This is a genomic window from Pseudomonas sp. PME37.24/006 (assembly GCF_055556635.1).
In genome coordinates this window covers 397,846-417,522 of sequence record NZ_JBVHNL010000002.1, presented here as the reverse complement: position 1 = coordinate 417,522, position 19,677 = coordinate 397,846, and the positions used below count along the sequence as shown (strand labels likewise).

Genomic DNA, 19,677 nt, shown 5'->3' with positions numbered 1-19,677 from the left:
CGGCGCCTCCAAAATAGCGTCAATCACTTTATGGAGTATTCGCTAATGGCTCGTAAAACTTCGCTGGAAAGCGGCCTGGATCAGTTTCAACAGGAAAGCGCCAAGGAATTGAAGAAACTTCTCGACCAGGCCAGCAAAGCGCTGGGCGATGCCGAGTCCTTTTCTGGTGACAAGGCACACGAAGCTCGTGAGAAAGTGATCGCGCTGCTCAATGAAGCCAAAGGTTCGATCACCGACAAAGGTCGTGAGGCCGTCGAGCTGGGTCGTGAAACCATCGGTAACGCTCAGGATCGCATCGAAAGCAATCCATGGACTTCCGTTGCCGTCGCCTCGGGCTTCGGTCTGCTGATCGGCCTGCTGGTCGGACGTAGCAGCAAGTAAATCGGTGCCTGCGGGCGCGCAGCCTCAGGCTGCGACCCGCCAGAATCGATTCGAGCGCAGCTGCATGGTCAGCCTGCGGTCGACTGATATAGCCTCGTAGATCACTGATTTACGGGGCTTTTTATTGCGTCGTTTAACCTTGCAGCGCCGCCTGGGGGTGTATATAGTCCAGCCCTCGCATATTTCGCCGCCCCGATGGTGAAATTGGTAAACACAGCAGACTTAAAATCTGCCGACCGCAAGGTCTTGCCGGTTCGATTCCGGCTCGGGGCACCATCTGCAGCGCAAGGCTGCGATCCCTTCATGCGATCCTCCCTATCTCCCAAATCACTCACGTCACGAGCCAATCAATTGAGCGTGCTTAGTCTTGCCGCCGTTTCAGGGGCAGCAAGACCGACAGTGATCTAGAAGTGAGCCTTGACCAGCAGGCTGATCGCGCTCTGGTTGGTGCCGCCCAGGACTTCGTCACCCAACGGGCTGTCGTTGTCGATGCCGTACTTGTGCTTCCAGTAGTCGTATTCGACGCCCACGTAGAACTTCTTGCCCCAGCCCATGGCCTTGGCAAGATCGTATTTGATCTGCGGGTTGATGTGCAGGTTGGCGTGGTAGCTGTCGTCGTTGTCGACCACCCAGTCGATGAAGCCATCGATCACCAGGTCTGAGTTACCGACCGGCACGGTGTAACTCCATGCGGGGGTGATTTGCCAGACATTGCGGCCGTCGCGCTTGCCGTCGGGGCGGCGCAGGTAGGTGTTGAGCTGGAAGTAGTCGAAGCCGGGAATCGCCAGGTCGATGGCCGGGCCCAGCAGGTAGGCGTCGACATCGTCCTCACCGAACTCGTAGGTGGCGGACAGCAGCACATCCTTCACCGGGCCGAACGACAGGTCGCTACCGCTGATCTTGCCGAACGACAGGCGTGGGCTGATTTCGCCGTAGAAGGTATGCCCGTCGCCCGCGCCATTGGTGGCCTCGGTGTTGTACTTGATGCCGTCGACGAACAGGAACAGGTCACCGAAGCTCCAGCCGCTGGCGTGCTCGAAAGTGAGCGTTTGCTGGCGAGGCAGGTCGATCTTGAAGTCGATGCCGTTGAGGTAGGTCAGGCTGTTGTCCTGCCACAGCAGGAGATCGGCCATGCTCTGGACAGGAGTCAGCAGGCTGCCCGCCAGCAGCAGGGAAGTCGCGGTGTGTTTCATCGGGCGTGTTCCGGAGTGTGTTGAGTGATCGGCCCGCCGGTTTCCAGCGAGCGGCAGCATAAGAGGGGCTAGGTGAGTTCAACGCACCTGCCTCAGAGGCAGGCGAGGGCTCTAAAATGCCTGTCCCAGCTCAGCGCGGCGCGCGAGTGTACAGCATTTGCGAGCGTGGATCGTGTCGATATGGGGAGGGTGGCAGAGACGAGAACGCCGTTTCCTCGTGATGAGAAAACGGCGCTTTTTGCAGCGCTCAATACAGTGCGATGACAGGCTGGGGCCGGATCACGCGTCGAGCTGTTTGGCCGTTTCGACGCCTGAAGCGCTGAGCTTGATGGGGTAGTTCAGGGACAGCTCACCAGCAGTGCCCGAGACGGCACCATCGTGAATCAGCCCGCTGTCCTGCAAGTGCTTGAGCGCATCGGCGACCGCGTGTTCGCCGCGGAAATTATCCAGCACCTCCTTGCCGAGGCCGGCAGGGTGAGCGTGCAGCAGGCGGGTGAGAACCTCTTTCTTCAAATCATTGTCAATGGACATGCGAACCTCGCGTTGCGGTGGGTTTCACAGTTTGTGACTGCCTGGCTGAGCAAACGTTTTAGGTGATTACCGTCCTGCCGTTGTAAGCCGCGGGCGTCCTGATAAACTGCTTCGGCGTCGATAACCCTCTCTCATTCAGGGACTTCCATGATCAAGAAATGCTTGTTTCCCGCCGCTGGCTACGGCACTCGTTTTCTCCCGGCAACCAAGGCCATGCCCAAGGAAATGCTGCCGATCGTGAACAAGCCGTTGATTCAGTACGGCGTGGAGGAAGCGCTGTCGGCTGGCCTCAACGAGATCGCCATGGTGACGGGCCGCGGCAAACGCGCCCTGGAAGACCACTTTGATATCAGCTACGAGCTGGAAGAGCAGATCCGCAATACCGACAAGGAAAAGTACTTGGTCGGTATTCGTCGTCTGATCGACAACTGCACCTTCTCCTACACCCGCCAGGTGGAAATGAAGGGCCTGGGCCACGCTATTCTCAGCGGTCGTCCGCTGATTGGTGATGAGCCGTTCGCCGTGGTACTGGCCGATGACCTGTGTCTGAACCTCGAAGGCGACAGCGTGCTGACCCAGATGGTCAAGCTGTACAACCAGTTCCGCTGCTCGATCGTCGCGGTGCAGGAAGTGCCGATGGAAGAGATCCACAAGTACGGTGTGATCGCCGGCGAGATGATCCGTGACGATATCTTCCGCGTGAACAGCATGGTCGAGAAGCCCAAGCCGGAAGACGCGCCGTCGAACCTGGCGATCATCGGCCGTTACATCCTGACCCCGGACATCTTCGAACTGATCGAGAAGACCGAACCGGGCAAGGGCGGTGAAATCCAGATCACCGACGCGCTGATGAAGCAGGCACAAGACGGTTGCGTACTGGCCTACAAATTCAAGGGCCAGCGTTTCGACTGCGGCGGCGCAGAGGGCTACATCGAAGCGACCAACTTCTGCTACGAGCACCTCTACAAGACTGGCAAGGGCTGATCGCTCGCTGACTGGACTGGCTGACAGAAAAACCGCCTTCGGGCGGTTTTTTCATGTTCAGCTTTCGTTGATCGGCTTGGCGCCTGGCCCCAGCGGTTGGCCGTAGCTGAACTCGATGTAATGGCCTGCGGGATCCTTGACGCCGCAGTAATAGCCAACCGGGTAGGGCTCGTCGCGCTGAGCCCAGATCAGGCAGCCAGCGGCCTGGGCCTTGGCGGCGATGGCGTCGACTTCCTCGCGGCTCTGCAGGGCGAAGCCGAAGTGGCTGTAATCGTTGGCCGACAGGCGTCGTGGCTCGCCACCGGGCATGATCACGAAGATGAATTCACTCTCACGACCAGGCTCCGCCATCCATACGATCTGCGATCCCTTGCCGGGGCGTCGATGGATGACGTGCATGCCACAGAAGCCTTCATAAAAGTCGATGCAGGCCTGCAAATCCGGAACGTGCAATGCCAGGTGTGTGAGGATCGGGCGCATGAGTGGGCTCCTTGTCTATTGAGCCTAGACCAGCCACACAATGGATAAGTTTGCGCCATGTGCCAGGCGGGCAGGGCGCTTCGTTTACGGTATGCTCTGCATCTGTTCAGGAGGCTGTGATGACCTACGATTTCGATCTCTTTGTAATCGGTGCCGGTTCCGGCGGTGTACGTGCGGCGCGGTTCTCCGCGGGCTACGGCGCCCGTGTGGCGGTGGCTGAAAGCCGTTATCTGGGCGGCACCTGCGTCAACGTGGGTTGCGTGCCGAAAAAGCTGCTGGTGTACGGCGCGCAGTTCGCCGATGAGTTCGAGCAGGCGCAGGGTTTTGGCTGGACGCCCGGCGAGGTCAAGTTCAGCTGGCCGACGCTGATCGCCAACAAGAACCGCGAAATCGAGCGCCTCAACGGCATCTACCGCAAGCTGCTGGTGGGCAGTGGCGTGACCCTGCTCGAAGGCCATGCGCGGCTGCTCGACGAGCACAGCGTCGAAGTCGACGGCAAGACCTACAGCGCCGAACGCATCCTTATCGCCACCGGCGGCTGGCCGCATATCCCCGATATTCCGGGGCATGAGCACGCAATCAACTCCAACCAGGCGTTCTTCCTGGAAGAGCTGCCCAAGCGCGTACTGGTGGTCGGCGGCGGTTATATCGCCGTGGAGTTCGCTTCGATCTTCAACGGCCTCGGCGCGCAGACGTCGCTGCTGTATCGCGGTGAGTTGTTCCTGCGTGGTTTCGACAATTCCCTGCGCACGCACCTGCATGAAGAACTCGGCAAGCGCGGCCTGGATGTGCAGTTCAATACCGATATCGCGCGAATCGACAAGCAGGCCGACGGCAGCCTACAAGCCACCTTGAAGGATGGCCACACTCTGCAGGCCGATTGCATCTTCTACGCCACCGGGCGCCGCCCGATGCTCGATAACCTGGGGCTGGAAAACACCGCCGTTAGCCTGGATGACAAGGGCTATATCAAGGTCGATGACGAGTACCAGACCACGGCGCCGTCGATCCTCGCCATCGGTGACGTCATCGGTCGCGTGCAATTGACGCCCGTGGCCCTGGCCGAAGGGATGGCCGTTGCGCGTCGTCTGTTCAAGCCGGAGGAGTACCGCAAGGTCGATTATCAGAACATCCCGACTGCGGTGTTCAGCCTGCCGAACATCGGCACGGTCGGGCTAACGGAGGAGCAGGCGCGCGAGGCCGGGCACCAGGTGAAGATCTTCGAAAGCCGCTTCCGGCCGATGAAACTGACCCTGACCGAAAGCGATGAGCGCACCTTGATGAAGCTGGTGGTCGATGCTGACAACGATCGCGTGTTGGGCTGCCATATGGTCGGCCCCGATGCCGGCGAGATCGTCCAGGGCCTGGCGGTCGCCATCAAGGCTGGGGCGACCAAGCAGGTGTTCGACGAAACCATCGGCGTTCACCCGAGCGCGGCCGAGGAATTCGTCACCCTGCGTACCCCGGTGAACTGACTTGTCGATGAGCCAGCTGTTTTACCTTGCGGATTTGTTCGGGGTGGCGGTATTCGCCATCACCGGCGCGCTGATGGCGGGGCGCAAGTCCATGGATCTGTTCGGTGTGCTGGTGATCGCCATCATCACCGCGCTCGGCGGCGGTACGCTGCGGGATGTGATCCTCGACAATCATCCGGTCAGCTGGATTCGCAACGATACCTACATTCTGGTCGCCTGCCTGGCTGCCGTCGGCACGGTGATCTGGGTGCGCCTGACCCGGCCGATCCACGAAAAGGGCCTGCTGATCGCCGATGCCTTCGGCCTGGCGGTATTCACCGTGATCGGTACCGAGGTCGCCCTGCAGTACGCGATGCCGTCCAGCACGGCGGTGATCATGGGGGTGATGACCGGTGTCGCCGGTGGAGTGATGCGTGACGTGATCTGCAACGAGATCCCGCTGATCTTCAAAAAGGAGATCTACGCCACCGCCTGCCTGGCCGGCGCGGTGACCTTCGTGCTGCTGCGTATGCTGGAAACGCCTCACTGGCTGGACACCGGCATTGCCATGCTGGTTGTGCTGGTGATCCGTCTGGCAGCGATCCGCTGGCACTTCTCGCTACCTCGGTTCCACCTGCTCGACCGCGATTGATACGTTTGCGCGTCAGGGCGCGGCAGGCTTCTCGATAACGCTGTTACCCATTTGTGTTCACCAAGGAAGGTCGATGCATCGTTTGCTCCTGTGTCTGTGCGTGCTGAGCCTGGGCGTCTGCGCTGAAGAGGTGGTCAATGACGTCACCGGCCTCAACCCGGTCGTCGTCGAGCAGGTCGTCGTGCCGCTTAGCGAGCAGGATGTCGTCAAGGCGCTGCGCAGTCATGCCGGGCCAGTCAGTATCGGCGGCGGTCGTTACAGCATGGGTGGGCAGACGGCCTCGGACGGCGCGCTGCAACTGGACATGCGCGGCCTCGATCAGGTACTCGAGTTCTCCGCCGAGCGCCGAGAAATTCGCGTGCAGAGCGGTATCACCTGGCGCGCCATACTCGAATACGTCGATCCGTACGACCTCTCGCCGCGGATCATGCAGTCCTACGCCAACTTCACGGTGGGTGGTTCGCTGTCGGTCAATGTGCATGGCCGTTACGTGGGCGAGGGGCCGATCGCTGGTTCGGTGCGGGGTATCCGCGTGGTGCTCGCCGATGGCCGTGTGGTGGACGCCAGTCCTAGCCACAACGCTGCGCTGTTCCATGGTGTGATTGGTGGCTATGGTGGCCTTGGGGTGATAGTCGAGGCCACGCTGGGCCTGGTGGAGAACACGCGCATCGCCCGGGAAAGCCAGGTCATGCCCCTGCAGGACTATCGCCCCTGGTTCTATCGCGAGGTTGCGGCCAAGGCGGATCTGGTGATGCACAATGGCATTCTCTATCCCGATGACTTCTCCACGGTGCGGGCCGTTTCCTACCGGCGCACCGACGCTGCCTTGACCGAAGCGCAGCGGCTGAGCCCCAGGCAGCAAGGGAGCCCTATACAGCGCGCGGGGATCCGTCTCAGCGGTTCTTCCTCGGGCATCAAACTGCGTGAAGCGGCGCTCGATCCGCTGCTGTTCCGCAGCCCCAAGGTGCAGTGGCGCAACCATGAGGCCAGCCTCGATGTCAGCGAGTTGGAACCGATATCCGGCCCTGGCTTCAGTTATGTGCTGCAAGAGTATTTCGTACCGCCGGCGCAGCTGGAACGCTTCATCGGCGAGCTGGCGCTCCTGACCCATCAGCATCAGGCCACGCTGATCAACGTCTCCATTCGCCATGCCAAGGCTGACCCGGATACCGTGTTGAGCTGGGCTCCCGAGGAGGTCTTCGCTCTGGTGCTCTACTACCGGCAGGGCAGCTCAGACGGCGAACGGCAGAAAGCCGCAGCCTGGACTCGGGAGCTGATCGCCGCCGCCCTGCGCTGTGGGGGGCGGCATTACCTGCCTTATCAGATTCACGCCAGCCGCGAGCAATTCCTCCAGGCGTACCCGCGGGCGCCGGAATACTTCGCGCTCAAACGCCAGCTGGATCCCAGCTACAAGTTTCGCAACCGTCTGTGGGACGCCTATTACCCTAAGTAACTATCCAGAGCGAAGCCGCCAGATCACTTCAGCGCATCGCCGAGAAACTTGCTGAGAAACTGCTGGGTGCGTGCCTGTTTGGGCTTGCTGAGCAGTTCGCGGGCATCGCCCTGCTCGACGATTACGCCCTTGTCGATGAAGATGACGCGGTTGGCCACGTCGCGAGCAAACCCCATCTCATGGGTGACGATCACCAAGGTACGCTGCTCCTCGGCCAGGGCGCGGATGGTCGCCAGCACTTCACCGACCAGTTCCGGATCCAGCGCCGAGGTGGGTTCGTCGAACAGGATCACGTCCGGTTCCATGGCCAGCGCACGGGCAATCGCCACGCGCTGCTGCTGGCCGCCTGACAAACGCTTCGGGAAGGCGTCTTCCTTACCCGTCAGACCGACCTTCGCCAACAGCTGCCGGCCGCGTTCGATGGCCACGTTGCGCGATTGTTTCTTCACCACCACCGGGCCTTCGATGATGTTTTCCAGCGCGGTGCGGTGCGGGAACAGATTGAAGTTCTGGAATACGAAACCCACGTGCTGACGCAGCTTGCGAATCAGCCCCTGCTGCTGGCTGATCGGTCTGCTGGCATCGATCTCGATCTCACCCACGCGAATGCTGCCGCCGTCCGGTGTTTCCAGCAGGTTGAGGCAGCGCAGCAGGGTGGTCTTGCCCGAGCCGCTAGGGCCGATGATAGCCACCACTTCGCCGGCTGCGATATTCAGGTCTATGCCGTTGAGAACGGTCTGGCCCTTGAAGGCCTTGGTCAGGTTGCGAACGGTGATCATGCTGCTGCTCGTGTCCGGTAGGGCCATCAGTTTTCCGCCTCGTGGCGGTTGACCCGCGCTTCCAATCGGTTTTGCAGATGCGCCAATACGCTGGAGAGGATCCAGTAGATCAGGGTTGCCGCGAGGTACATGGTAAAGACCTCGTACGTGCGGGCAGTGATCAACTGTGCCTGACGGAACAGCTCCGGTACCTGAATGGTGGCCGCCAGCGCGGTGTCCTTGACCAGCGAGATAAAGCTGTTACCCAGCGGTGGCAGGGCAGTGCGTGCGGCCTGAGGCAGGATGGCGCGCAGCATCGTCTGAGTCTTGCTCATGCCAATGCTGGCCGCTGCTTCCCACTGGCCGCGATCGATCGAGGCGATGGCCGCGCGCATGATCTCTGCAACGTAGGCCGCCATGTTCAGAGAAAAGCCAATCAGAGCCGCAGTCAGTGGCTCCAGTTGCAATCCCAGCTCAGGCAAGCCGAAGTAGATGATGAACAACTGCACGAGCAGCGGTGTACCCCGGAAAAACGAGATGTACACCCTGGCGAACCAGCCCAGCGGCGCGATGGCGTAGAGCCTGAGCAGCGCGAGGCCGAAGCCCAGCAGCATGCCGAAAAACATGCCGCCAAGGCTAAGGACGATCGTCCAGACTGCTCCCTTGAGCAGGAAAGGTAAGGAATCCAGTACCAACTGGAGGTTGTCTTGCATCATTGAGTGACGTCAGCCTTGAACCATTTTTCAGAGAGCTGTTTCAAGGTGCCGTCAGCGCGCAGCTTTTCAATGGCCTTGTTGATGGCCGCAAGCAGCTCGGGATTGCCTTTGCGCAGTGCGATCCCCGATTCCTGGCGGGAGAATGCGTCGCCAGCAACGGCCATACGGTCACCCGTCTTGGCGACCATTTCGAATGCTGCCAGGCGATCGACCAGAACCACATCGATGCGACCAACATTGAGGTCCTGGAACTTGGTCGGATCATCATCGTAAGTGCGGATATCGGCCTGCGGGACGTTTTCCTTCAGCCACTGCTCATAGTTGGTGCCCAGGCCGACACCGACCTTCTTGCCTGCCAGATCCGCCGCGCTCTTCACGCCGTCAGCGTCACTTTTCCGGGTCAGGGCCTGAATCCCCGAGACGGTATAAGGCGTGGAGAAATCGTACTTCTTCTTGCGCTCGTCCGAGATGGTGACCTGATTGACCACTATGTCGATGCGACCCGATTCCAGAGAGGCCAGAATGCCGTCCCACTTGGTCGGTTGAAAGCTGACCTTCACGCCCAGCTCTTTGGCCAGCGCTTCGGAGAAATCCACCTCGAAACCAGCGAGCTTTCCGCTTTCGTCCTGGAAGTTGAAGGGCGGATAAGTGCCTTCGAGGCCCACCTTGATGCTGCCGCTGTCCTTGATCTTCTGCAGATCATCGGCAGCAAATGCCTGGCTACCGAGGCCGGCGCAGAGGGCCAGACCGAAACTGCCGATAAGGAACTGGCGACGCAATGTTGCGAATGTCATAGCTGAGCCTCTGGTCTTGTTGTGTGCGGAAGTGCGGCACTCTAATCGTTCTAGGTTTATTCGATAAAATAATAAAAAATTATTTGCATATGCCAATTATGGCGTCAGGGATTGGTAGGCAAACAATGCCGGAGCACCGCCGGTATGCAGGAATACGATCGGCTTGCCTTCTGCAAACTCCCCTTTCTGTACGCCGTCCAGCAGCCCAGCAAATGCCTTGCCGGTGTAAACCGGATCGAGCAGCAGTCCCTGGCTGCTGGCAAGCAGACGAATCGCATCGAGTGTACCGGTATTCGGTTCGCCGTAGCGGGGGCCGTAATACTCATCCCACAGCTCGATGGACAAATTATCCGGCACGCTGATGCCCAGCAGTTCGGCGGTTCGTTGCACCAGTCCCAGTATTTTGGGGCGTTGCAAGTCAGCAGGCCGCGAGACGGTAATGCCGAGTACACGCCAATCGGGCAGAACATGGGCTAACGCCAGCGCCATGCCCGCATGAGTTGCGCCGCTCCCGGAAGCCAGTACCACAGTGCCGCTATCGAGGCCCAGCGCATTGACTTGCTCAGCGAACTCTAGCCCAGCCTTGACATAGCCCAAGGTACCAAGCGCATTGGAGCCCCCAATGGGGATCACATAAGGGTGCTTGCCGGTGGCACGCAGGCGCTCGGCCTTGGCCATTAGCAGCATATCCGGCTCTTCCAGGTTGTCGACAAGCTCAACTCGTGTGCCAAACAGATCCAATAGCAGGCGATTACCGTTATGCAGGTAATTCTGTTCTTGAGTATCGATTGGGTTTTCCAGCAAGGCGACGCACGCGAGGCCCAGTTTGGCAGCCAGTGCCGCAGTCTGGCGTACGTGATTGGATTGGATCGCACCGGCGGTAATTAGCGTATCGGCTTGCTGCGCCATGGCATCGGCGCCGAGGTACTCCAGTTTGCGCGCTTTGTTGCCGCCGAGGGCAAACAGGGTCAGGTCATCACGTTTGACGTATATGTCCCGGCCGACGTGATGTGACAGGCGCACCAGGTGTTGCAGCGGAGTGACATGGGGAACCAGTTCGAGACGCTCGAATCGGCTCAGAGCTTCACTGATCATGGGATTCACTGCCGGAAGGGAGGATGAATAACACTTTAGAAGTGACAGCCTGAAACACAACAAGTGCGTTAGTCTCTGCTTATTCTTAAAATGAATATGAGAATGAATTAAAATTATTTTCATCTTATATCAGCGCGCCGTATCTTCAACGTGCCGTCCTACCCATACGGCTGACCACCCCTATGCCGCTGTCGATCCAGCGGCAACTACCGAGAACAATCATGAAAAAAACGCTTCTCTTGGCTGCATTGGTCTCCGTCCTGGTTACCCAGGCATTCGCCGCTGAAAAACTCACCGTCGCGGCAACGCCGGTTCCCCATGCCGAGATTCTCGAGCTGATCAAGCCGAAGCTGGCCGAGCAGGGTATCGACCTGCAGATCAAGGTGTTCACCGACTACGTGCAGCCCAACCTGCAGGTCGAGCAGAAGCAGCTGGATGCCAACTACTTCCAGACCAAACCGTATCTGGACAGCTTCAATGAAAGCCGCGGCACCCGCCTGGTGATCGTCAAGGGCGTGCACGTCGAGCCCTTCGGCGGCTATTCGCGCAAGTACAAGAGCCTGAAAGAGTTGCCGGACGGCGCCACCATCGCCATCCCCAACGAGGCCAGCAACAGTGGCCGCGCGCTGCAACTGCTGCAACACGCGGGTCTGCTGACGCTGAAAGACCCGGCCAACATCCAGGCAACGCCGAAGGATCTGGCCAGCAACCCGCATAACTTCAAATTCAAGCAGCTCGAAGCGGCCATGCTGCCGCGCGTGCTGGATCAGGTCGACCTGGCGCTGATCAATACCAACTATGCGTTGGAAGCCAAACTCGACCCTGCCAAAGATGCGCTGGTGCTTGAGAACAAGGATTCGCCGTACGTGAACTACCTAGTAGCACGCCCGGACAACCAGAACAGCGAAGCCATCAAGAAACTGGCTGACGCCCTGACCAGCCCGGATGTGAAAGCCTTTATCGAGAAGAAATATTCGGGTGCTGTAGTCCCTGCCTTCTAAAACGCCGCGAGCTCACCCGCGCAGTCCAAAACGCCGACAGAGGCTTTGCCTCTGTCGGCGTTTTTGTTGGTGCTTACGCTTTGTTTTCCAAGGCGAAAATAGCCATAAGCAAATGCTAAAAAGGTATTTAAATTAATTTTTTTATACCGATATAGTTTACCCATGCGTACCCGCTGGCTAACCGGCGCGCCGCACGACTGAATACAGGTGCCGAACACCTGCTTCTGAGACGCGCCTTACTGGCGCCCTTACGTGTGGAGTTGCGCGAATGTCTGCCGTGTCCTTGAGTTCTGCCAATCATCAGCCAACGCAGAATTTTGAAGTACGCCCCTTTTCCGCTGCAGTCGGTGCTGAGATCGTCGGCCTCGACCTCAGCCGCCCGCTGAACGACGCCGATTTCGCCCGCGTTCATCGGGCTCACCTCGACTACAACGTGGTGGTGTTCCGCGACCAACGCATTAGCCCGCAGCAGCAGATCGATTTCAGCCGTCGTTTCGGCGTGTTGCAGATCCACGTGCTCAAGCAGTTTCTGCTCGCCAACCACCCGGAAGTCTTCATCATTTCCAATATCGTCGAGAACGGTCAGCCGATCGGTCTGGGTGACGCCGGTAAGTTCTGGCACTCGGACTTGTCCTATAAAGAATTCCCTAGCCTGGGCTCCATGCTGCTCGCCCAGGAGCTGCCGGAAGAGGGCGGCGATACGCTGTTCGCCAGCCAGCAACTGGCCTACGAGACACTGCCAGCCGAGCTGCGCCAAGCCATCGATGGCAAGCGTGCAGCGCATTCCTACACCGCTCGCTATGCCGATGAAGTGTTCAAGGGCATTCGCCGCCCGACACTCACCGAGGCGCAGTTGGCCGAGGTCAAGGCCGTGATCCATCCGGTGGTGCGTACCCACCCGGAAACCGGGCGCAAGGGCCTGTTCGTCAACGAGAACTTCACCACCCACATTCTCGACGTCCCCGAGGACGAGAGTCGGCAGATCCTCACCGAGCTCTACGCCCACAGCGCGAAGCCCGAATTCATCTACCGCCACCAGTGGCAGCCGAACGACATGGTGTTCTGGGACAACCGCGCGCTGATCCATCTGGCGACCGGCTGCCCGAGCCATCTGCGTCGGCGCATGCACCGCACCACGATCCAGGGCGATGTGCCGTTTTAAGCGGCCCGCCTGCTCGTCCCCATTTTCTGCACCTTTGACTGGAGCCTCGACATGTCGGCAGGTAAGCGCTTTCCCTCTGTTCCCCGTTTTGGCCGCCTCGCCAGCGGCATCGCCCTGAGTCTGAGCCTGCTGGCAGGCAGCCTCGCGGCGCCGCAAGTCGCTCATGCCGAGGGGCAGATCCGTATCGCCGAGCAGTTCGGTATCGTTTACCTGCTGCTCAACGTGGTGCGCGATCAGCAACTGATCGAGAAGCATGGCAAGGCCGAAGGCCTGGACATCAAGGTCGACTGGCAGCAGCTCTCCGGCGGCTCGGCGGTCAACGATGCGCTGTTGTCCGGCGCCATCGATATCGCCGGTGCCGGCATCGGCCCGCTGCTGACGGTCTGGGATCGCACCCACGGTCGCCAGAACGTCAAGGGCGTGGCCTCGCTGGGCAACTTCCCGTACTACCTGCTGAGCAACAACCCCAAGGTCAAGACCATCGCCGACTTCACCGAGAAGGATCGCATCGCCGTTCCTGCGGTGGGCGTGTCGGTGCAGTCGCGCTTCCTGCAGTACGCCGCCGCCAAGCAATGGGGCGACAAGGAATTCAACCGTCTCGACAAGTACACCGTGGCGCTGCCGCACCCGGATGCCACGGCGTCCCTGAAAGCGGGCGGCACCGAGCTGACCGGGCACTTCTCCAATCCGCCGTTCCAGAACCAAGCGCTGGAAAATCCGGACGTGCACGTGGTGCTCGATACCTACGAGCTGCTTGGCCCGAACTCGCCGACGGTGCTGTATGCCACCGAGAAATTCCGCAGCGATAACCCCAAGACCTACAAAGCCTTTGTCGGTGCATTGGCCGAAGCGGCCGATTTCGCCCAGAAGGACAAGGGCGCGGCAGCGGACACCTACATCCGCGTTACCGGCGCCAAGATCAGCCGCGAGTATCTGCTGAAGATCATCGACAACGATCAGTTCCAGTTCACCGTCACCCCCACCAATACCTATCCGCTGGCCGACTTCCTGCACCGCGTTGGCGCCATCAAAAATAAACCGGCCACCTGGCAGGACTACTTCTTCGAAGACGCCGCCATCGGTCAGGGAAGCTGAAAACCATGAATGCCCCTCTGCAAGGCCACACGGCCAGCACACTGAATCCAGGCGCCTTCGACACCGTTCTACAGGTGGAGAAGGTCAGCCTCGAGTACCGCACCCCGCAGCGCGTCGTACGCGCCACCCACGAAGTCAGCTTCGAGGTGGATCGTGCCGATCGTTTCGTACTGCTCGGCCCATCCGGCTGCGGCAAATCCACGTTGCTCAAGGCGGTCGCCGGGTTCATCGAACCGGTGGGTGGCAGCATTCGCCTCGACGGTGCCCTGGTACGTGAGCCGGGCCCGGATCGCATCGTGGTGTTCCAGGAGTTCGATCAACTGCCGCCCTGGAAGACGGTGAAGCAGAACGTGATGTTCCCGCTGCTGGCCTCGCGCACCCTGGGCCGCAAGGACGCCGAGGAGCGCGCCCTGCATTACCTGGAGAAGGTTGGCCTGGCCGCTTTCGCCGACGCCTATCCGCACACGCTGTCCGGCGGCATGAAGGCCCGTGTGGCCATCGCCCGTGCGCTGGCCATGCAGCCGAAGATCCTGCTGATGGACGAACCCTTCGCCGCCCTCGATGCGCTGACCCGTCGCAAGATGCAGGAGGAGTTGCTGGAACTGTGGGAGGAGGTGCGCTTCACCCTGTTGTTCGTCACCCATTCCATCGAAGAGGCGCTGATCGTCGGTAACCGCATTCTGTTGCTGTCGCCGCATCCCGGCCGAGTGCGGGCGGAGATCAACAGCCATCAGTTCGACCTGCACAGCCTCGGTGGTGTGGGCTTCCAACAGACCGCGCAACGCATCCATCGCCTGCTGTTCGACGAGGAGGTCGACAGCGGCCAAGGCGTCGAGCTGGGCTTCCACGACATCCGCATCGCCTACTGAGGAGATTGAAACCATGAGTCTTTCCCCCGCACGGCGTGAGGAATACGAAATCCCCCTGCAACCGTTGCCTGGCCTCAAGGTCGAGCGCGAGCTGTCTCTGGGGCAGCGCCTCTGGCAACAGGGCCGGCTGCGCAAGTCGGTGATCCTGCTGGGATTGGCGCTGATCTGGGAACTCGCGGCCCGTTACCAGGGCAATGACCTGCTGCTGCCCAGTTTTCTGCAGACCGCGCGCGCCTTTATCGAGGGCGTGGGCACCGGCGAGCTGGTGGAGAAAACCGCTATTTCCCTGTCGGTGCTGATCAAGGGTTACCTGATCGGTATCGGCATGGCCTTCCTGCTCACCACCCTGGCGGTGTCGACGCAGCTGGGCCGAGATCTGCTTTCCACCCTGACCTCGATGTTCAACCCGCTGCCGGCCATCGCGCTGCTGCCGCTGTCGCTGCTGTGGTTCGGCCTGGGCGAGAACAGCCTGATCTTCGTGCTGGTGCATTCGGTGCTGTGGGCGTTGGCGCTCAATACCTACGCGGGTTTTCTCGGTGTCTCGGAAACCCAGCGCATGGCCGGGCGCAACTATGGCCTCAAGGGCCTGCGCTTCGTGCTGTTCATTCTGGTGCCCGCTGCGCTGCCGTCGATCCTTGCCGGCCTGAAGATCGGCTGGGCCTTCGCCTGGCGCACGCTGATCGCCGCCGAACTGGTGTTCGGTGCGTCCAGCGGCAAGGGTGGTCTGGGCTGGTACATCTTTCAGAACCGCAACGAGCTGTACACCGACAAGGTATTCGCCGGCCTGGCCGCAGTAATCCTGATCGGCCTGCTGGTGGAGAACCTGGTGTTCGCCACCATCGAGCGCGTCACCGTCAAACGCTGGGGGATGCAGCGCTAAGCATTTGTAGCCTGGCGTTGAGCGCAGCGATACCCAGGTGGCGATTCCCGGGTCTCGCTGCGCACAACCCAGGCTAACTATTTCATCAAATGACATAACGAGAAAAATCGATGACCAACACTTTCAAACTCGGCCGTCTGGCCACCGCCCTGGGCCTTCTAGGCGCCTTGGCAACCCCGCTGGCCGCTCACGCGGAAGGCAAGATCAGCATCGCCCAGCAGTTCGGCATCGGTTATCTGGTGCTGCACGTTGTCAAAGATCAGCAATTGATCGAGAAGCACGCCAAGGCCCAGGGCCTGGATGATATCGACGTCGAGTGGCGGACCATTTCCGGTGCCACGGCGATGAACGAGGCGTTGCTGGCCGGTGCCATCGACGTGGTATCGGCAGGTGTACCGCCGATGCTCACCGTCTGGGATCGCACCCACGGCAAGCAGAACGTCAAGGCCGTCGCGTCGCTGGGTTCGCTGCCCAACTACCTGCTGAGCAATCGCGCCGAGGTCAAGACGCTGGATGATCTGAGCGACAAGGATCGCATCGCCGTGCCGGCTGCCGGTGTTGGCTTCCAGTCGCGCACCCTGCAGATCGAAACCGCCAAACGCTACGGAAATGCCGACTTCCAGCGTTTCGACAAGATTTCCGTGAGCCTGCCGCACCCGGACGCCACCGTGGCGCTGACCAAGGGCGGCTCGGAAATCACCGCGCATTTCTCCAGCCCGCCGTTCCAGTACCAGGCACTGGAAAACCCGGACGTGCACAAGCTGATCAGCTCCTACGACATCCTCGGCGGCCAGGCCACCTTCAACGTGCTGTACGCCACCGAGAAATTCCACGACGAGAACCCGAAGACCTACAAGGCCTTCTACGATGCACTGGTCGAGGCATCGCAAATCATCAAGGCCGACAAGGCCGCGGCGGCAGAGACCTACATCAAGGTCGAGAACTCCAAGCTGCCGCTGGCGTTCGTGCAGAAGATCATCGAAGACCCGGAGAACGACTTCACCGTCTCGCCGCAACGCACCTTCATCTACGCCGAGAAGCTGCATGAACTGGGCGTGCTGAAGAACAAGGCCAGCTCCTGGAAGGATTACTTCTTCGAGGAAGCCTACGCCAATCCGGGGAGCTGATCAGCGTTGAACTGGATAGAGCCCTGGATACTGGGCGCTTCACTTCTGGCAGCGTAGCGACTCGAGGAATGGCTGGGGGAACGACGAGCAAGGGCAGTTCCTGCTTGGCTTGCAGGCTCTCCATAGTTCACCAGGGGCGGCAAGTGGATCGACTGGCTCGCCTGCTGACCTCAGTTGCCATCAACAAAGCCCGTCTGGGAAATCAGACGGGCTTTGTTGCATCTGCGCGCAGAGCATCAGACCAGCAGGGATTTGCGGCTATGGACGAGGTTCGGGAATATTTTTTCGTTTAGGATGGATTGCGCCACGCCGATGCCGTCCACGCAGTGCGCCATGGAATGCAGCATGCGCGCCGACGGCATGATGATGTGCCGCACCTGCTGATTCGACAGCAGTAGCTCGCGGCGAACAGAAGCCCGGCCTTGCGCCGGGCTTCCGCGTTTTTCAGTCCAGACGTTCCGGGTACTTCATCACCAGATAGCACGGCGCTTCGCTGTCGGCCGGGTTGCGATAACGGTGTGTCTGGTCGGCGTAGAAAAGAATCGTGTCGCCGGTCGAAAGCAGATAGCGCTCCTCGTTGAAGCAGACCTCCTGCACACCCTGAATCACCAGATTTTCCTGGGCTCCGGGGCATGGCCTTCAGTTTGTTCTTCGCCCAGTGGCGCCAGGCGCGGTTCGTAGAGTTTCGATTGGCGCGTGATATCGAATGGGAACAGCGCTCTGCTGACGAACGCGCCACTGGCGTTGACCAGACGTTTGCTGATGCGCACCGGCATCAGTGCGACGCTTTCTAAGGCTCGACTTCGAGAAAGGCGGCCACCGAGACCTTGAGGCCTTTGGCGATCTTGCACAGTCAGTCCTTGCGATTGCGGCGCAACTCCTCCAGCAACTTGTTCTTGTCGCGCTCGCGCTTGGCAATCACGTCACGCTCGCTGCGGATCTGGGCATGGCTGAGCAGGGCAAAGATAAAGCTGCCGCCGATGATATTGCCGGCCAGGGTAGGCCCCGCAAACACCAGCCAGAAATCGCCCCAGCTCACTTCGCCGGCATACACCAGATAAGACACCTCTACCGAGCCGACCACGATATGGGTGAAGTCACCCAGCGCCATCAGGTAAGTGATCATCACGATAATGGCGATCTTGGCGCTTTCCATCGAGGCGATCATCCACACCATCGTGGCGATCATCCAGCCTGAGATGATGCCTTTGGCAAGCATCTGGGACACGTCGTTTTCCATCACCTTACGGCCGATTTCCAGAAACGCCAGGTCGGTCTGGGCATCGAAAATCGGCAGGCGCAGCATCACCCAAGCCACCAGCAGGGTGCCGGCTAGGTTTCCGCATAGCACCACGCCCCAAAGACGCAATAGTCGCCCGACATTGTTCAGGGTCAGCTTGCTCATCACCGGCAGCACGGCGGTCAGGGTGTTTTCCGTAAACAGTTGCTGACGGGCGAGGATCACCGCCAGAAAGCCTGCCGAATAACCGAGGCTGGCGATCACATGACTTTCATCGCTGGAGCCCAACCGAGAGCGGAACAAACCCATGGCCATCAGCGACAGGCCCATGGTCAGCCCGGCGGCCAGCGCCGACCACCATAATGCTGCGATGCTGCGTTCCAGCTCATGGTCGCCCTGGATCCTGATGGTTTCATGCAACACCGCCGCCCGCGGCGGCAGCTTCTCATCGATCTCGCGCTCTTCTTCGGCTGACAGGCCGGGGGTCTTGCCGTCTGCTTGTTCTTGCATACCAGTTACCTTCATGGGGGGAACAACGGAGGCCCGTCTGTCTGAGGATTCAGACCTGAGGCGCCCGGCTTCGTTCTGCCGTGATAAAGGCGTTCCTTGCCTCGCGGCAAAGTGGGCTACGGCGCAGCCGTGCGTGAAATGTCAACAGCCCCTAGTGCGTAGTGGAATATGATTATGATAAAAAGGTTCTTTTAAGGCATAAGGCCATCAGGCAGGCTACCACCCTTATCTGCCCCCTCGTAAGGAAACCCTGGATCATGCTCAAGAAACTCCTGCTGGCGACTGCCGTCACCACCTCGCTGCTCGGTAGCGCCGCTGCGCTGGCTGCGGACAAGCCCATTCTCAATGCCTCCTATGACGTCGCTCGTGAGCTGTTCGCCGAGATCAACCCCAAGTTCCAGGCCCACTGGAAAGCCGAGACCGGCAAGGATCTGAAGATCGACCAGTCGTTCGCCGGCACCTCGCGCCAGGCGCAGGACATCATTCAAGGCAAGAAGGTCGACACCGTGACCTTCAACCAGGTTACCGACGTGGATATCCTGGCCAAACGTGGCCTGGTGCGTAAGGATTGGGCCGAGCAGTTCCCCAACAGCAGCTCGCCGTACTACAGCACCACTGCCTTCCTGGTGCGCAAGGGCAACCCGAAGAACATCAAAAACTGGGACGATCTGGCTCGCTCCGACGTGAAGCTGGTGTTCCCGAACCCGAAAACCTCCGGTAACGCTCGCTACAGCTACCTGGGCGCCTGGCTGTACGCCAACGAAGCGTTCAAGGGTGACGAAGCCAAGATCAAGGAATTCGTCGGCAAGATCCTCCGCAACGTCGAGAACTTCCCCACCGGTGGCCGTGGTGCGACCGTGGCCTTCGCCCAGAATGGTCAGGGTGACGTGCTGCTGAGCTTCGAATCGGAAGTGGTCAATATTGCAAAGGGCGAAGAGTTCAAATCCGGCGAGTTCGAAGTGGTCGTGCCGCCGGTAAGCGTGCTGGCCGAATTCCCGGTTGCTGTGGTCGACAAGGTGGTCGACGAGAAGGGCACCCGCGATGTCGCCAAAGCCTATCTGGACTTCCAGTACAGCAAGGACATCCAGAAGCTGCTGACCACCTACCACTACCGCGTACAAGACAAGGAAGTGGCCGCCGAAACCGCGGGCCAGTTCCAGGATCTGCGTCTGATCAACCCGACCGAAGTCCTTGGTACCTGGGACGAGATCACTGCCAAGCACTTCGATGGCAATGCTATTCTTGACCAGCTTTTGGCCGAAGGCCGGTAATTGACTGCAGCGATCTGCTGCGCGTCGGCCC

The 19,677-nt window shown here is 60.1% G+C and carries 21 protein-coding genes, 1 tRNA gene and 1 pseudogene; 13 read left to right on the top strand and 10 right to left on the bottom strand.

The window, feature by feature from the left end:
• Nucleotides 1–45: 45 nt before the first annotated feature.
• Both ACZ3GY_RS07415 and ACZ3GY_RS07410 read left to right on the top strand, forming a co-directional pair.
• Nucleotides 46–381: an ElaB/YgaM/YqjD family protein gene (locus ACZ3GY_RS07415; RefSeq protein ID WP_042554592.1), complete on the top strand. Its 336-nt coding sequence runs from the start codon at nucleotides 46–48 to the stop codon at nucleotides 379–381.
• Between the two features lie 189 nt (nucleotides 382–570).
• Nucleotides 571–657 (top strand) — tRNA-Leu (locus ACZ3GY_RS07410).
• 128 nt (nucleotides 658–785) lie between these two features.
• On the opposite strand, the gene ACZ3GY_RS07405 is transcribed toward ACZ3GY_RS07410, so the two are convergent.
• Together ACZ3GY_RS07405 and ACZ3GY_RS07400 are read right to left on the bottom strand one after the other, a co-directional pair.
• Nucleotides 786–1,574, bottom strand: coding sequence for an outer membrane protein OmpK (locus tag ACZ3GY_RS07405; protein ID WP_465909519.1), 789 nt, complete (start codon nucleotides 1,572–1,574; stop codon nucleotides 786–788).
• Between the two features lie 279 nt (nucleotides 1,575–1,853).
• Entirely contained in the window at nucleotides 1,854–2,105 is a 252-nt protein-coding gene (locus ACZ3GY_RS07400) for a hypothetical protein (RefSeq protein ID WP_463564812.1), read from the bottom strand.
• A gap of 147 nt (nucleotides 2,106–2,252) precedes the next feature.
• On the opposite strand from ACZ3GY_RS07400, the gene galU reads away from it, so the two are divergent.
• Nucleotides 2,253–3,089: a UTP--glucose-1-phosphate uridylyltransferase GalU gene (gene galU / locus ACZ3GY_RS07395; protein ID WP_465909518.1), complete on the top strand. Its 837-nt coding sequence runs from the start codon at nucleotides 2,253–2,255 to the stop codon at nucleotides 3,087–3,089.
• Between the two features lie 57 nt (nucleotides 3,090–3,146).
• Here galU and ACZ3GY_RS07390 read toward each other — a convergent pair whose 3' ends face one another.
• The gene (locus tag ACZ3GY_RS07390) at nucleotides 3,147–3,569 is read right to left on the bottom strand and encodes a VOC family protein (protein WP_465909517.1); all 423 of its coding nucleotides are present in this window, start codon (nucleotides 3,567–3,569) and stop codon (nucleotides 3,147–3,149) included.
• Between the two features lie 119 nt (nucleotides 3,570–3,688).
• Between ACZ3GY_RS07390 and gorA the strand changes: the two genes are divergently transcribed.
• The 3 genes from gorA (at nucleotide 3,689) to ACZ3GY_RS07375 (ending at nucleotide 7,128) form a co-directional block, all read left to right on the top strand.
• Nucleotides 3,689–5,044 (top strand): glutathione-disulfide reductase, encoded by a 1,356-nt coding sequence (gorA, locus tag ACZ3GY_RS07385; RefSeq protein ID WP_465909516.1) that lies wholly within the window; start codon nucleotides 3,689–3,691, stop codon nucleotides 5,042–5,044.
• Nucleotides 5,045–5,051: 7 nt separating this feature from the next.
• Entirely contained in the window at nucleotides 5,052–5,675 is a 624-nt protein-coding gene (locus ACZ3GY_RS07380) for a trimeric intracellular cation channel family protein (protein WP_463564816.1), read from the top strand.
• Nucleotides 5,676–5,748: 73 nt separating this feature from the next.
• Nucleotides 5,749–7,128 (top strand): FAD-binding oxidoreductase, encoded by a 1,380-nt coding sequence (locus tag ACZ3GY_RS07375; protein ID WP_465909515.1) that lies wholly within the window; start codon nucleotides 5,749–5,751, stop codon nucleotides 7,126–7,128.
• A 23-nt stretch (nucleotides 7,129–7,151) separates the two neighbouring features.
• Here the strand turns inward: ACZ3GY_RS07375 and tcyN are convergent, their stop codons facing one another.
• From tcyN to ACZ3GY_RS07355, 4 genes are all read right to left on the bottom strand, one after another.
• Nucleotides 7,152–7,907, bottom strand: a complete 756-nt coding sequence (gene tcyN / locus ACZ3GY_RS07370) for an L-cystine ABC transporter ATP-binding protein TcyN (RefSeq protein ID WP_465909514.1) — start codon at nucleotides 7,905–7,907, stop codon at nucleotides 7,152–7,154.
• Nucleotides 7,908–7,933: 26 nt separating this feature from the next.
• Nucleotides 7,934–8,602, bottom strand: a complete 669-nt coding sequence (gene tcyL, locus ACZ3GY_RS07365; protein ID WP_465909512.1) for a cystine ABC transporter permease — start codon at nucleotides 8,600–8,602, stop codon at nucleotides 7,934–7,936.
• Nucleotides 8,599–9,396, bottom strand: a complete 798-nt coding sequence (tcyJ, locus tag ACZ3GY_RS07360) for a cystine ABC transporter substrate-binding protein (RefSeq protein WP_465909511.1) — start codon at nucleotides 9,394–9,396, stop codon at nucleotides 8,599–8,601. The genes tcyL and tcyJ overlap by 4 nt, the downstream gene beginning before the upstream one ends.
• Nucleotides 9,397–9,492: 96 nt before the next feature.
• Entirely contained in the window at nucleotides 9,493–10,491 is a 999-nt protein-coding gene (locus ACZ3GY_RS07355; RefSeq protein ID WP_465909510.1) for a D-cysteine desulfhydrase, read from the bottom strand.
• A gap of 221 nt (nucleotides 10,492–10,712) precedes the next feature.
• Between ACZ3GY_RS07355 and ACZ3GY_RS07350 the strand changes: the two genes are divergently transcribed.
• From ACZ3GY_RS07350 to ACZ3GY_RS07325, 6 genes are all read left to right on the top strand, one after another.
• Nucleotides 10,713–11,492, top strand: coding sequence for a MetQ/NlpA family ABC transporter substrate-binding protein (locus ACZ3GY_RS07350; RefSeq protein ID WP_465909509.1), 780 nt, complete (start codon nucleotides 10,713–10,715; stop codon nucleotides 11,490–11,492).
• A 268-nt stretch (nucleotides 11,493–11,760) separates the two neighbouring features.
• On the top strand, nucleotides 11,761–12,654 hold the full coding sequence (locus ACZ3GY_RS07345) for a TauD/TfdA dioxygenase family protein (RefSeq protein WP_465909507.1): 894 nt from the start codon (nucleotides 11,761–11,763) through the stop codon (nucleotides 12,652–12,654).
• A gap of 51 nt (nucleotides 12,655–12,705) precedes the next feature.
• Nucleotides 12,706–13,749, top strand: coding sequence for an ABC transporter substrate-binding protein (locus ACZ3GY_RS07340; RefSeq protein ID WP_463564824.1), 1,044 nt, complete (start codon nucleotides 12,706–12,708; stop codon nucleotides 13,747–13,749).
• A 5-nt stretch (nucleotides 13,750–13,754) separates the two neighbouring features.
• Entirely contained in the window at nucleotides 13,755–14,618 is an 864-nt protein-coding gene (locus ACZ3GY_RS07335) for an ABC transporter ATP-binding protein (protein ID WP_463564825.1), read from the top strand.
• 13 nt (nucleotides 14,619–14,631) lie between these two features.
• A complete protein-coding gene (locus ACZ3GY_RS07330) occupies nucleotides 14,632–15,498 on the top strand; it encodes an ABC transporter permease (protein ID WP_465909506.1) in 867 nt (288 codons plus the stop codon).
• Nucleotides 15,499–15,608: 110 nt separating this feature from the next.
• Nucleotides 15,609–16,625 carry an ABC transporter substrate-binding protein gene (locus ACZ3GY_RS07325; RefSeq protein ID WP_465909505.1) on the top strand — a complete coding sequence of 339 codons (1,017 nt, stop codon included), beginning with the start codon at nucleotides 15,609–15,611 and terminating at the stop codon, nucleotides 16,623–16,625.
• A gap of 236 nt (nucleotides 16,626–16,861) precedes the next feature.
• Here ACZ3GY_RS07325 and ACZ3GY_RS07320 read toward each other — a convergent pair whose 3' ends face one another.
• From ACZ3GY_RS07320 to ACZ3GY_RS07310, 3 genes and pseudogenes are all read right to left on the bottom strand, one after another.
• The gene (locus ACZ3GY_RS07320; protein WP_465909504.1) at nucleotides 16,862–17,002 is read right to left on the bottom strand and encodes a hypothetical protein; all 141 of its coding nucleotides are present in this window, start codon (nucleotides 17,000–17,002) and stop codon (nucleotides 16,862–16,864) included.
• Nucleotides 17,003–17,069: 67 nt separating this feature from the next.
• Nucleotides 17,070–17,478: pseudogene (locus ACZ3GY_RS07315) on the bottom strand (cupin domain-containing protein); the annotation flags it as partial.
• On the bottom strand, nucleotides 17,479–18,375 hold the full coding sequence (locus tag ACZ3GY_RS07310; RefSeq protein ID WP_463564826.1) for a formate/nitrite transporter family protein: 897 nt from the start codon (nucleotides 18,373–18,375) through the stop codon (nucleotides 17,479–17,481).
• Between the two features lie 257 nt (nucleotides 18,376–18,632).
• Here ACZ3GY_RS07310 and cysP point away from each other — a divergent pair, with 257 nt between their 5' ends.
• A complete protein-coding gene (gene cysP, locus ACZ3GY_RS07305; RefSeq protein WP_465909502.1) occupies nucleotides 18,633–19,646 on the top strand; it encodes a thiosulfate ABC transporter substrate-binding protein CysP in 1,014 nt (337 codons plus the stop codon).
• The last annotated feature ends 31 nt before the right edge of the window (nucleotides 19,647–19,677 follow it).